General features: G+C 45.5%; 8 protein-coding genes. 4 read left to right on the plus strand and 4 right to left on the minus strand.

All coding sequences use genetic code 11. From position 1 onward, the window contains the following. Positions 1-92 precede the first annotated feature (92 nt). Together LAT75_RS04625 and LAT75_RS04630 are read left to right on the plus strand one after the other, a co-directional pair. Positions 93-4,520, plus strand: coding sequence for a PAS domain-containing protein (locus tag LAT75_RS04625; protein WP_291481458.1), 4,428 nt, complete (start codon positions 93-95; stop codon positions 4,518-4,520). 137 nt (positions 4,521-4,657) lie between these two features. Continuing rightward, complete coding sequence (locus LAT75_RS04630; protein ID WP_291481465.1) at positions 4,658-5,716, plus strand: FIST C-terminal domain-containing protein; 1,059 nt, start codon at positions 4,658-4,660, stop codon at positions 5,714-5,716. A 63-nt stretch (positions 5,717-5,779) separates the two neighbouring features. Here the strand turns inward: LAT75_RS04630 and LAT75_RS04635 are convergent, their stop codons facing one another. From LAT75_RS04635 to LAT75_RS04650, 4 genes are all read right to left on the minus strand, one after another. Further along, positions 5,780-6,952, minus strand: coding sequence for an iron-containing alcohol dehydrogenase (locus LAT75_RS04635; RefSeq protein WP_291481459.1), 1,173 nt, complete (start codon positions 6,950-6,952; stop codon positions 5,780-5,782). A gap of 20 nt (positions 6,953-6,972) precedes the next feature. Continuing rightward, positions 6,973-8,382 (minus strand): aldehyde dehydrogenase family protein, encoded by a 1,410-nt coding sequence (locus LAT75_RS04640; RefSeq protein ID WP_291481460.1) that lies wholly within the window; start codon positions 8,380-8,382, stop codon positions 6,973-6,975. 300 nt (positions 8,383-8,682) lie between these two features. Beyond that, positions 8,683-9,291 (minus strand): polymer-forming cytoskeletal protein, encoded by a 609-nt coding sequence (locus LAT75_RS04645; protein ID WP_291481461.1) that lies wholly within the window; start codon positions 9,289-9,291, stop codon positions 8,683-8,685. 272 nt (positions 9,292-9,563) lie between these two features. Next, a complete protein-coding gene (locus tag LAT75_RS04650) occupies positions 9,564-10,586 on the minus strand; it encodes a hypothetical protein (protein ID WP_291481462.1) in 1,023 nt (340 codons plus the stop codon). A gap of 258 nt (positions 10,587-10,844) precedes the next feature. On the opposite strand from LAT75_RS04650, the gene LAT75_RS04655 reads away from it, so the two are divergent. Together LAT75_RS04655 and LAT75_RS04660 are read left to right on the plus strand one after the other, a co-directional pair. Further along, positions 10,845-13,211, plus strand: a complete 2,367-nt coding sequence (locus LAT75_RS04655) for a 3-hydroxyacyl-CoA dehydrogenase/enoyl-CoA hydratase family protein (RefSeq protein WP_291481463.1) — start codon at positions 10,845-10,847, stop codon at positions 13,209-13,211. 39 nt (positions 13,212-13,250) lie between these two features. Then, a partial coding sequence (locus LAT75_RS04660) for a beta-ketoacyl synthase N-terminal-like domain-containing protein (protein WP_291481464.1) occupies positions 13,251-13,670 on the plus strand: 420 nt, incomplete at its 3' end.

Genomic DNA, 13,670 nt, shown 5'->3' on the forward strand with positions numbered 1-13,670 from the left:
TAAATATGTTGTGTTGAAAGGTATTCAGCAGCAGATGCAGCATAGAACAAACCCATGTTTTTTTAAAGCAGATTGCCAAAGAAGGATATTTTTTGATTACAAGGGAAATACTTAACCATAGCCCTTTTGGCTTCCTCGAGTGTCGCGTAATCCGCGACAGTACCAAGCGTGTTTCTGATTTTGAAATTGTAAACTATAACCCAAAACTGGAGCTCATGCTGGCCAAGCTCAGCATCGGGCTCAATCAAAACCGTATCGGTGCCCTGTTTCCGGGCTTTCATACGCAGGACCGTGAATGGGGGCAGATCATCTCGTTTGTAGAGAGCGATAACTTTACACTTGAGATCGAGACTTACTTTGTTACCCTCGACGACTGGGTCCGGCTTTTTGTTTTTAGACAGGCTGGTGAAGCTGATCTTTTAGGGGTGATGGTTTTCGACACCAATTATGAGCGGAAACGAATTGAAGAAATCGAAGCACTTTTTGAGGCAAGTCTGGATATGCTCTGCATTTTCGACTCGAATATGCAAATGGTTTATCTGAACACCCAATGGGAAAACTTTACAGGCTACAAACGCTCTGAGCTGTATCATAATCCGTTTCATACTCTTATTCACCCGGTTGATCAGAGAAATACGCTAAAAAAAATTACAAACCTCACTCTTGAAAACTCCCTTACGATAAGAAACCGGATTATCACCAAAAGTAAAGAAGTAAAGCATTTCGAATGGAAAGCGACTCTTCAGAATGATCGAATCTATTGTGCTGCCCGAGATGTTACTGCCGAAGTGCTTCAGGCAGAAGAAGTTGAACTGCTTAATAAGCAGCTGAGAAGCATTCTTGACGCTATGCCAAATTATATTTTTGCCAAAGATCAGCAGGGCAGATACCTGATGGCGAATACGCAGTTCGCAAACTGGTACGGAATAAGTCCGGATGAAATTATCGGAAAATCAGATGTTGACCTTGGCGTTGATCCCAAGCTGAGCCGTAAATTTACGGCGTTTGATAAAACGGTTATAGAAAACGGCAAACGGGTAACAATGCCTGAAATGTACGAAATGAACCGTACGAGCCAGGAAAAAGGCTGGTTTCAGACCATTAAAATACCTTACAGACATCCCGGTTTGGGTGAGATGGCAATTCTGGGTATTTCCACCAACGTTACAAGCCTTAAACAGGCAGAACTGAGTTTAAAGGAAAAAACCCTCCAATATGATCTGGCACTAAAAGGCACGAAAGACGGAATCTGGGATTGGGAACTGTTTTCAGGCCGTATGTTTTTTTCGCCCCGATGGAAAAAGCAGCTTGGATATGCAGAAGAAGAGCTCTCTGCTACGATTGATGCTTTCGTGGATCTGTTACATCCTGATGATAAAGCATTTGTGCTTGGCTACCTTGAGAAATTCGTTTGTGGCGATGAGGCAAATTTTGATATCGAATACCGGATGCGCCACAAACACGGCTATTACCGTTGGATTAACGGCCGGGCCGCAGCTATCAGGGATGCAAGCGGCAGAGCTGTCCGAATTGCAGGGTCAAATGCTGATATAACCCAGCGAAAGCAGGCTGAAAAAGACCTGCTGCGCCTCAAACAGATATTGGTTGAGACCAACAGGATTGCCCGTATCGGAAGCTGGGAGTATGTACCCGTAACCGATACCCTGATCTGGACAGAGGTTTGCTATCTTATTCACGATCTTGAACCGCATGCTATCGGCGAACTGTCTCTAAAAGATGCCAACAGTTTCTGCCATCCTGAATTCAGAAACACGTTCGATTCAGCTTTTCAGGATTTGCTGGAAAAGGGCAAAAGCTACGATCTTGAAATTCAGATTTTAACAGCGGCAGGGCGGCGTGTTTGGGTAAGAACTATTGGTCAGGCAGAGATACAGGCTGGCAAACCGGTACGTCTTTTTGGTTCCGTTCAGGATATTGATGAGCGTAAGCGTAACAGAGATGAACTTGCAAAAACAAGAACAAGGCTTAGTAACATTCTGGCAGATATGTCGGATGTTGTTTATAGCTTTGATTTGAAAGAAAAAAAACTCCTTTTTATCACACCCTCTGTAGAGCAGCTTTACGGTTTCCCGAAAGAGCGGTGGTTTGAGGATGTAAATGTATGGAGGGCACACACCCACCCTGATGATCTGCACGCTTTTGATCAGCTTTCTAAAGTCCTCACAGAAGGGGTCGATTCCGAAATGGAGTACCGGATAATCGATTCGGAAGGCAGGGTGAAATGGGTGAGAAACCGTACCAAGGTTGTTTATGATGATGATCAAAACAAAGCAAGGCTCGACGGTTTCAAGATTGATATCACCAACCAGAAAAATGCGGAAATAGAGGTTGCCGAATACTCACGCATGCTTAAAACACTGTTCGATATCGTTCAGGTTTTCATCAGCGTGGAACGGCAGCAGCTTGATGAAACCATTCAGGATGCCCTCATTTCCATTGCAGATCTCGTAGAGGCAGACCGCGTGTACATCTTCGATTTTAATGAATCACATACCGAAATGTCAATGCGGTACGAGTGGTGCAAAGCCGGTATCGTTTCAACGGTTCAGCTTTATACAGCTTATGATATTTCAAATATTCCGGAAATAGGTGAAAAAATAACGAAACACCAGAATGTTGATATTTCTGATGTTTCTGAGATGAAAGACGGGGCTTATAAAAAGCTATTAGAGTACGACAAGGTGAAGAGCATTTTCTGCTCCCCCATGGTTGATAATGGCGTGGTTGTCGGCTTTACAGGCTTTGAAACGGTGAGTGAGCTGAAGCACTTTTCTTTAAATGAAAAAGATTTACTTCGGGTATTTGCCAAGGTGCTCGTGAGTCTGAAGCAACGGATGCTTCTTGAAGAAACCCTCGAAAAGGCAAGAAATAAAGCCGAAGAAGCATCTAAAGCAAAGTCAATGTTCCTTGCAAACATGAGCCACGAAATCCGTACCCCGCTCAATGGGGTAATAGGGTTTTCGGAGCTGCTTGCATCAACTTCGCTGGATGAATTACAGGGGCAGTACCTGGAGTACGTGCTTACTTCTGGAAGGTCGCTCATGAATATCATCAATGATATTTTGGATTTTTCCAAAATTGAGGCCGGAAAACTCGAAATCGAGTATATACCTACAAATATCCGCAAGCTTGTTGAAGAAACAGCGGATATAATCAGTTATCAGGCTACCGCCCGTAATATCGAAGTTATTCTTGATATCGGGCTTGACGTTTCGGATACTATTCTTACAGACTCAATCCGGCTGAAGCAGGTTTTGCTTAACCTGATGAACAATGCCGTTAAATTTACTGAGAAAGGCACTGTAACGATCCGTTTGTCGGAGCAACGCCTGAGCCCGGGCCGAAGCCGGTTTTTGTTTGAAGTGCAGGATACCGGCATCGGAATTCACCCGGACCGCCAGCAGCGTCTCTTTAAAGCTTTTTCGCAGGCTGATAATTCAGATACAAGAAAGTATGGCGGCACCGGTCTCGGGCTTGCGATTTCGGCTTCCATCATTAATAAACTTGGGTCAAAAATTAACCTGCGCAGCAAGCCGGGCAAGGGTAGTTTATTTAGCTTCACGCTCGTTAGTAATGTTGTGCTCAACGAGGAAGCAGATATTACCGAACGAATCATGCAGAAGCAAAACGCTGGTTCGGAAATCGGTAAAACCATAAAAATCCTTATCTATGAGCCCTGTGAAGCGCAAGCTGATCTTATGAAGCTGATGATCCAAAAACTTGGATTTGTTTGTGAAATTTGCAGTTCAGTTACTCAAGTGCAGCATATGCTGGAAACCAGCCGGTTGGAAAATATTGCGATGATTTCACTGAACCCCAATCAGCAATTCGAAATTGATGCCATTTTTAAATGCTGCGCGGCTGCAGCAAACACACATCCCGTCGTATTTGCCTACAGTCCGTCGCACCGGGCACGGCTCAGCTCCCTTTTTAGCCGGTTGAGTAAGAATCAGTATATTACTTTGTCAAAACCGGTGAAATGGCATCAGCTGCGGGAGGTACTGGCCGAAGCTTCAAAGCAGGCTGAAAATAATCAGCATCGAAATACGGCAGTGTCCACACCTCAGGAATCAGGGCTGAAGCAAGAGTCGCCGCAGGCCGTTGAAAAGAAAGAACTGAAGCGGGTACTCGTTGCCGAAGATGTGCCGCTGAACCTTACCCTGATTAAAACAGTTTTAAGAAAATTGCTGGGTGATGTTCACATCATAGAGGCTGTTAATGGTCAGCAGGCAGTTGAATTAACGATGCGGGTGAAACCTGATTTTATTATCATGGATATTCAGATGCCGGTGATGAGCGGCATCGACGCTACAAAAGAAATCCGCAGCATGGGTGAAGATTTCAGTGCAATTCCAATAATTGCGCTTACAGCCGGTGTTGCCAAAGAGGAAAAACAGCGTTGTTTCGATTCCGGCATGTCCGGTTTTCTTTCAAAACCACTGCGTACTACCCTTTTGAAAGAAACCCTCGAAAACCTGGGGCTTTTATCGAAGGTATAAGCCAATTGGTCGAAAAACAGTTGGGAAATGAATCATTCTGCCCCTACTTTCTGTTTTAAAAATAACGTATTTAAATTAATGATATCTTGATGAAACCATGCTATTATTCCGATTTTGGTAATGTTGATAAGGCCGTAATGGAAATTAATGCAGCCGGGAGCTGTGCAACTGCCTTAATCTTAATTTCAGAAACACATCGAAAAGAGACAGATCAGATAAAAGCTTTTTTTGAAAAACTGGAAAAGCCCTTTTTTGGAGCGTTTTTTCCCGGTTTAATTTCAGGATCGAAGCGCAAAGAAGCCGGTTTCGTTGTGATCCCTCTGCCTGAACCTGTGTTTACAATTGCTATTCCCTTCGGTTTGGCAGAATCGGAGTATGATGCGCTGCTTGATCGCTTTACAGCCGAAGCGGGCCCCGGAATCCGGACCGTTTTTTGTTTTGTGGATGCTATGGGGCAGGGTAAGCCTGAAAGTGTTTCTTTTTTGTACAATTATTTCGGAATCGGGGTAAACTACCTTGGTGGTGGCGCAGGTTCACTTTCTTTTGAATCATTTCCCTGTGTTTTCAATGAGCAGGGGATGTATGCAAACGCAGCCATGATCGGGCTTTCATCACTGTCTGTTGCTATTGGGGTAGAACACGGCTGGCGGCCGGTTTCCGAGCCGCTTAAAGTGACCAAAGCGACCGGAAACATGCTCGAGGAGCTTGAGTGGAAACCTGCTTACCAAGTGTACCGGGAGCTGGTTGAAAAACACTCCGGTTTAAAGTTTACTGACGATAACTTTTTTGATATTGCTAAATCATATCCCTTCGGAATGGTTAAGATTGATTCAGAAATGGTAATTAGGGATCCTATTCAGGTTGTCGGAAATAAGATTCATGTAGTTGATGAAGTACCTGAGGGCGAGTATGTAAGCCTGATGCACGGCAATATGACATCTCTGTTAGAGGGAGCGCGAGCAGCAAGAAATAAATCAGCCCTTCAAAACAGCAGCTCTGAGGGCCAATTTTCATTTTTGTTCAGTATCGACTGTATATCCCGCTCACTATATATGGGCGATGATTTTGATGCCGAGCTTAGCATCATAGCAGGAGATGGTGAAGTGAATGGCGCACTCACTATCGGCGAAATAGCCAATTCCGGGGAATTATTTCTCGAAATTTACAACAAGACAGTTGTGGTCTGCCGCTGGTAGCAGTAAACTGAATTCCGGGATAAGCTGCACAGTTGTTAAACTGTGCAGCTTTTTTTATGACGCTCAGCTGGCAACAAGCGCATCACCATAAGCATGCCGGTAAATTTGTTCAGCGTCAAGTGCAGTTACCGGGCGGGGGTTATTATCCATGAGCCGTTTGATTCCCGCCGCTGACTGAGCCATTCCGGGTATGGCAAGTTCGGGAATATTCACTCTGTGCAGCCCTTCAGGAATGCCAATATCCCTTGATAGCTGTTTTATATAACGAATCAGGGCATCGGCACCGGAAGGAGCGTCTTCTGTTTCTATTATACCGGTAATGCGGGCAAGTTCATGGTAGCGCCCGGCACAAGCGGGTTTATTAAACTGCATTACATACGGAAGCAGCATGCTGTTGGCCACTCCATGAGGTACATCATAAAGCCCTCCAAGAGGGTAAGCAAGCGCATGAACAGCCGCTACACCTGCGTTTGTAAAAGCGATGCCGGCATAAAAACTGCCAAGCAACATAAAATGTCGTGCATCTTGCTGCAAGCCGCTTAAAACAGCCGTTTTCAGGTACGGGATAATGAACCGCACTGCTTCTCGCGCAAAACTGTCTGAGAAAGCATTTGCCCGTGTTGAGGTGTAGGCTTCGATAGCGTGTGTGAGGGCATCCATACCGCTGCCAGCAGTAACCAAAGCGGGCATACGCAGCGATAAGTGAGCATCGAGCAGAGCAACTTCCGGAATAAGGTGCCTGGAAACAACGGCTTTCTTTATCCCGTCGGAGTCGTCGGTAAATACTGCAATCGGGCTTACTTCACTTCCCGTTCCGGCTGTAGTAGGAATGGCAATAAGCGGGATTCCTTTGGTTCGAACGGCATCAGGGAACAGATAGCTAACGGCTTCTCCGCCCTGATGTACCATCACGGAAAGCAATTTAGCAATATCCATCGGGCTTCCGCCACCCAGTGCAACAATCAGATCGGGCCGGAAATCCTTCACCCGACCGTATAATTTATCAACGAGGCCGGTAGATGGTTCTTTGCTTATTCCTGATTCGATTAATAGTTCAAGCTGGTTGCCCTTCAGTGATTTTACAACAACATCGAGAATTCCGCTTTGTACAATTCCTGTATCGGTAACGATGAGAAGGCGTTTTGCACCGCTTCTTGCAGCAAGCACAGGCAGTTCGCTAAGGGCACCGGGCCATGCATAAAGTTCAGGTATTCGGTAGGTTTGGAGAGGTTTCATGGTAATATCATTAGAGTACATCAGGCAAATTCTGAAACGGCAGGTTCATCATCCTGAAATATATTTTCGGTTTCTAAGGGCACACGAACACGGAATGCGACCCGCTTTTTGTTTATCAGGTGATGAGCGGTAATATTATCAGATGTGATATTCCCTCCCCAGCTTCCGCAGCCAAGAGTTGTTGTTGGCGTAAGGCGGTTATGTCGTGCGCCTCCGCTGCTCGTTGCAGCCGGCTGATTGACAAGCACGCGGCTTGCCTTCATTTTATGAGCAAACTGCAGGGCTGATTCGCGATCGTTGGTGTGAATACTTGCTGTATGCCCGGCGCCCTGGAAATGAAGTAACCGGCTTGCAAATTCAATTGAACGCTCGAAGTCAGGTGTTATGTAAAAGGCAAGAATAGGACTCATTTTCTCTGAGGAAAACGGGTATTCTGAGCCTATGCCTTCGGTTGGAACCAAAAACAGCCGGATATCAATATTTTTAGGAAGCTCAATACCTGCAAAACGAGCAATTTTTTCAGCTGACTGGCCAATTACATTAGGTAGTACGTGCCCGTCTTCACCGAAAGCGGCCTGTTGAAGCAAGAGTTTTTCCCGAACATTGGTAACAAAGGCACCCTGCCTTTTAAATTCGTCCCATACTACGCCGGATATATCCTGACTCACGATTACGGCTTGTTCACTTGCGCAAATTAAGCCATTATCGAAAGTTTTGCTTCGGATAATATCAGCTACTGACTGTTTAATATTAGCGCTTCGGTGAATTACGCACGGAACATTACCTGCTCCGACTCCCAATGAAGGTTTTCCGCTGCTGTAAGCGGCTTTTACCATGCCAGAACCACCGGTTGCAAGAATGTAATTCGAATTATGCATCAGGGTTTGGATGTCTTCCCGGGAGGAATCCATCAGAATCTGAATAGCTCCGGATGGCAGCCCGAGGGCACGCCCGGCTTCTTTCATGAGCTGTACGGTATGTTCCGTTACTTTTTTTGCTCGGGGATGCGGGGCGATGATAATCGGATTACGGGTTTTGATGCAAAACATGGCGTTACTCATAGCTGTTACCGTTGGGTTCGTACACGGTATAATTGCCGCTACAATACCTACCGGCTCGGCTATTGTAAGTAAGCCCTGAACCGGATTGTCTTCAATAATGCCGACCGTTTTCTCATATCGCAAATTGTGATAGATAAGCTCACTTTTCGTTTTGTTTTTTATGATCTTATCTGAAACATTACCCATACCTGTTTCGAGCACGGCTTCTTCTGCAAGCATTTCAGCATTCTCGTGAACTATTTTGGCAAGTGCCTTAACTATTCGGTCAACCTGAACCTGAGTAAAAGACTCCAGTTCTTTAAGTGCTTTATTTGCACGTTCAAGTACAAATTCAATTTCTTCCCGTTTGTTCAAATCCTTTAGTTCCATATCTGATTTAGTTTGGGCAATATTCATCAGTGAAACATTCAGAAGCTATCGGAAGGGTGGGTGACTTAAACCATTTAGCTTATGCCTGATGCATCTGATTGCCGTATAAGGGGTTGATTGTGTTGTTTTGATACTTGCAGAGCAACGGTAATATACAACATAGGTATTAGATTATTGAATAAACTTTCAATTTAAATTGAAAGTTTGAATCTGGAGTAAGCTTAAAACAAAAAACCCCGGCTTCCTGATCGTGAATCGGATCAAAAGCCGGGGTTAAAAAAGTGCGTAAAAAAACTGAGATCAGAAAAGGAGTGAGTTGTTACCTCTTTTTCCTTTTTCGCTGGTTTCAGTTGTGTCGGGCGGGGTAGTTGCTTTTTCTTCGGTTTTAAGGCGGAATCTGGCGGCCTTCTTTTTCTGAGATTCAGAAGGGGCACTGCTCTCGGATTCTCTGTTTAGTTGCTCTTCAAATAAGCTGTTGATATAGCTTATGTTATCGGTGTAAAAGCTGTCGTTTGCGGTTCGGTAGGGTTCTGAAAGTTTATCAGTACTGCCAACGCTACCGTCAATTTTACAAAAGGCACCTTCATCGATTTTGATAATCTTACACTGAACTGTACCGCAGATTTGCGCATTTTCGTGAATATGCACTTTTTCACTTGCCTGTATATTTCCGGCAACTTTACCATATACATGCACTGAGTCAGCAAAAATATTACCGATAACAACTGCCCCTTCAGAAATAACCAGATTCTGCTGACAATAAATATCCAGCATTAATGCGCCTGATATTTTTGAATTTGCGAAAGCAATTAACCGGTTATCTTTAATGAGAGAGTTTCTCCCCAGCATGCAGACATTTTCAAAGTCTGAAAATTCTTTCTCTTCGGGTTTAGGTTTATTTTTTAGCATTATTCCATTTCGTTTAATTGCAGCCTGTAATGCGCCTCAGCAGAAAAATCTGATTTACTGACAAATTTATTTATAATTGAACCACAAGGTTTAGGTTTTAACATTCAGCAGGAAAAGTATATTAAAAAACGCTAAGAGTTTTTTTGTTATAAACAACTGCTGTAAATGCTAAAAGAGGGGCTGTTGAGTCTATAATTTAGGATATTCCTTCGCAAAAAAAAACCTCATGTCACAAAGAACATGAGGCTTTTAATTTTAAAATTCTAATGCTTTCAGCTGTCCTTGAAGAGGCTGATAACAGTTTGAGCGTTACCTATATCTATTCCCACACAAACTGATTTATTACCTTCTGCCATTTCAAATGAATTCAGGCAGTATCCGATGCTTGCCTGAAAAGCAGGGCGCTCAGGAATAAATACCTCAAGAATGGAATCAAATTCTTCTTTGAAGCAATTAACAAGATCTTTGTAATAGGCACCGCCTCCTACAAGAACAAGCGATTCAGCCGTATTAAAATCTTCATCAGACCAATGGTTACGGATCAGCGATGAAATTACTTCATTATAGTAATTTTGAAGGGTCCGTGAACGAACTTCAGTGAGGTCAAGAGGGCGGCGGTTAACTACAATTTTGCCCTTTTGGAAGGCAATATCAAACTGATGTTCGGTGCGCAAACCAAGATAATGGGATTCATTTAATTGGTCCATCGCGCGGTTTATGGCATACCGAAGGCCGCTTCCCGAAGCCATGGTACGTTTAACCATACCATCGGGGGTACTGAGGGCAACTTCAACAGTGCCGTATCCAAGGCTGACAATGAAAAAATTACTCAGCTTTTTTTCGGGTATATCGCGAACAGCTTTATTTGCTGCTTCAATTTCACCTATGATGTTAACATCAGCTATTTCAAGCTGTCTGGTTTTGTACCCATCGCCTCCGGCTGGGCTTGAATCATAAACAATGTTATCAATTCCGGATACGAACTCGATAGCCTGGCGCTTGTTGATGTTTATTGTTGAAAGCGGAAAACCCGTTGTAACTACAAGCGGCTCATGAATAAATTTAGTTGCTACCAGAAGCGCTGCCTTAATAAGAAGCCCGTAATCTGCTTCATTTACATAGCTGTTAATTGCTTTGTGTGGGTTCTTTCCCTCTGTAAGTGCAAGATTACCAATTAAATAATCCGTATTGCCATCCTGGATTTTGAGACCGTTAAGTTCATACCTTGTAACGCCCTTAAGCTGTACACTGTATGCCTCGATAACACTGGGGAATACGACTGATTGGATTTCCATATAATTAATGTGTTGTTTGAATCTAAGCGTTGTCTGCTTCAGTAAAATTAGTGTCAATTATAAAGGAAAAAAAGCTAATAGCAAAACGGTATATTTACTCATACACTTTCTTTTCCGCTATTATTCTAAGCAATAATACGCTTTTTAAACCCACTTTTTTCAAAAACTGTTGACTTCATGCTTTCCGTTTAGTATGTTAACACCGTTAAGCAGTTAACGCTGTTAACTTTCAACTAACGAAAAGAATCAATTTCTCTAATGTCAACTAACATCAGCAATTTCAAAACTGCCGCCGTTCTTGGTGCCGGTGTTATGGGCTCACAGATTGCAGCTCATCTTGCAAATGCAGGTCTAACAGTGTGGCTGCTTGATATGCCCGCTAATGAAGGCAACAAAAATGCCATTGTTCAACAGGCATTCTCCAAAATGCTCAAAATGAAGCCTTCTCCGGTTGTTTCTGATTCGGTAGCAGGCCGCATATTTACCGGCAATTTCGATGATGATATTCAGGTTCTGGCTAAAGCTGACTGGATTATAGAGGTGATTGTCGAGCAGATGGATGCCAAAAAAAGCCTGATGGCCCGTGTTGAAGAGTACGCTAACCCTGGCGCCGTTATCTCTTCGAATACCAGCGGTTTGCCTATTAATGAGATTGCCGCCGATTGTTCTGAGGGTTTCAGGAAGCGCTTTTTAGGTACTCATTTTTTCAATCCGCCGCGATACCTGAAGCTACTTGAGTTGATACCTACCCCTGATACAGACCCGGCCGTTACGGATCGGGTTGCACGGTTTGGTCGTATCCATTTGGGCAAGGGCATTGTTAAGGCCAAGGACACTCCCAATTTTATTGCTAACCGGGTTGGCACCTATTCTATGATGCTCACCTTCGGGTTTCTTCAGAAGGGATATTCTATAGAAGAAATCGATTTGCTCACCGGCCCTTTAACCGGCCGGCCGAAGTCAGCAACTTTCAGAACTGCCGATGTGGTCGGGCTCGATACCCTCACCTATGTTTCCAAAAATCTGTATAAAGCCATTCCTGACGATCCCGACCGCGATGTTTTCAGGGTACCGGATTTACTGCTGAAGCTGGTTGAGCAAAAGGCCCTCGGTGCCAAAACCGGCAGAGGCTTTTATTTTAAAGACGGCAAAGTGATAAAATCGCTCAACCCCGGCACATTTGCTTATGAGCCGCCTAAAGAAATGGACTTAGGGGACTTAAGCAGTATTAAGAAGAATTCGCTTTCGAAACGCTGGGAAATTCTTTTTGGGGAAGAGGGCAGAGCCGGTGATTTCATTCGGGAGCATACCACAAGAATGATTGCCTACGCAATGAACCGTATCCCCGAAATATCAGATTATCCGAGAGATGTTGACCTCGCCATTCAGTGGGGCTTCGGCTGGCAGATGGGGCCGTTCGCAGTTTGTGATGCAATTGGCCCGGTCCGCTTTTCTCAGGAAGCCGGCAAGCTTGGCCTTGAGCTGCCGCTGTGGTTCCGCAAAATGCTTGCTGACGGCGATTATTTCTTCTTCAAGAAAAAAGAAAACGGCGCCCTGATGCACTATGTTCCCGGCAGCGGCTATCAGCAGGCTGAAGTGCATTCGGATGAAATCAGCCTCGCATCGGTTAAATCATCCGGAAAAGACAAGGAAGTTTGGAGCAATCCCGAAGCTGCACTGATCGACGCCGGCGACGGCGTGCTCATTTATGAGTTCAGATCAAAAGCCAATACGCTGGGCTTTAACGTAATTAACGGTGTGTTTGAAGCGCTTGAGTTCGTGGAGAAAGGCGACTGGCGCGGGCTCGTAATTGCAAACGACGGCGAGAATTTCTCGGTCGGTGCCAATCTCGGTGAGCTTGCTCAGGCAGGTCTTGCCGGTCAGTTCGATCTGATTGAAAAGGCTGTTCACAATTTTCAGAAAGCAGCACTGGCAATCCGGTATGCACAGAAGCCTGTTGTGAATGCCATTCGTGGCAGGGTACTGGGCGGAGGGGTAGAGCTCACCATGGGCGCTGCTTCCGTTGTAGCCTCAACGGAAACCTACATGGGGCTTGTCGAGCTTGGTGTCGGGCTCATCCCTGCGGGCAGCGGAACCATGACCATGGTTGCACGTGCCGGTGAAGTTGCCCCAACGCAGCACCCATCCCACATACAGCCGTTTCTGCAGAAGGTTTTTGAAACCATTGCAATGGCCAAAGTGGCAACGAGCGGTCAGCAGGCAATCGATCTCGGCTACCTCACCAAAGAACAGACCCGCATCGCCATGAACGACGCCCGCCGGATATACATCGCGAAGGAGGAAGTCATACGGCTTTCCAATCAGAGCTACATTGCGCCGCCTGTGCGGCACCGCGTTTTTGTGCCGGGCAAGCCAGGTTTTGCTCCGCTTCAAAATGCCGCATGGCAAATGCAGCAGGCCGGCTGGATATCCGAATATGATGCTTATCTCGCAACCCGGCTCGCCCACGTGATGTGCGGCGGCGAACTCCTCGGCCCCGAGTACGTGCATGAGGATTACCTCATTGATTTGGAGCGTGAAGTGTTCCTTTCGCTGCTTGGTGAGGAGAAAACGAGGGCGAGAATCGAAAGCATCCTCAAAACCAACAAGCCGCTGCGTAATTAACCACGGTCAAAAACCAAAGAATTTCAAGGAGATATAAAGATGAAAGAAGTTGTACTTGTAAGTTCTGTCCGCACGGCCGTTGGTAAAGCCAAGAAGGGCAGTTTGCGGCACACCCGTCCCGAAGCTTTGGGTGCGGCTGCGGTGAAAGGTGCCATTGAGCGTTTGCCGGGGCTGGATCCCGCCGAAATCGACGATGTGCTTATCGGCTGTGCCATGCCTGAAGGGGAGCAGGGGCTGAATATGGCCCGCGTGATCTCACTTCGTGCAGGCCTGCCCGAATCGGTGCCAGCCGCAACCATCAACCGGTTTTGCTCCTCAGGGCTGCAAACCATCGTGATGGGCGCACAGGCTGTAATGGCCGGCCATGCTGAAGTCGTGATTGCGGGCGGCGCCGAATCAATGACGCTCGTGCCGATGAGCGGCTACCATTTTGCACCCGATCCGTACATGGCCGAGCAT

The organism is Cyclonatronum sp., assembly GCF_022565315.1.
Lineage (GTDB): Bacteria > Bacteroidota > Rhodothermia > Balneolales > Cyclonatronaceae > Cyclonatronum.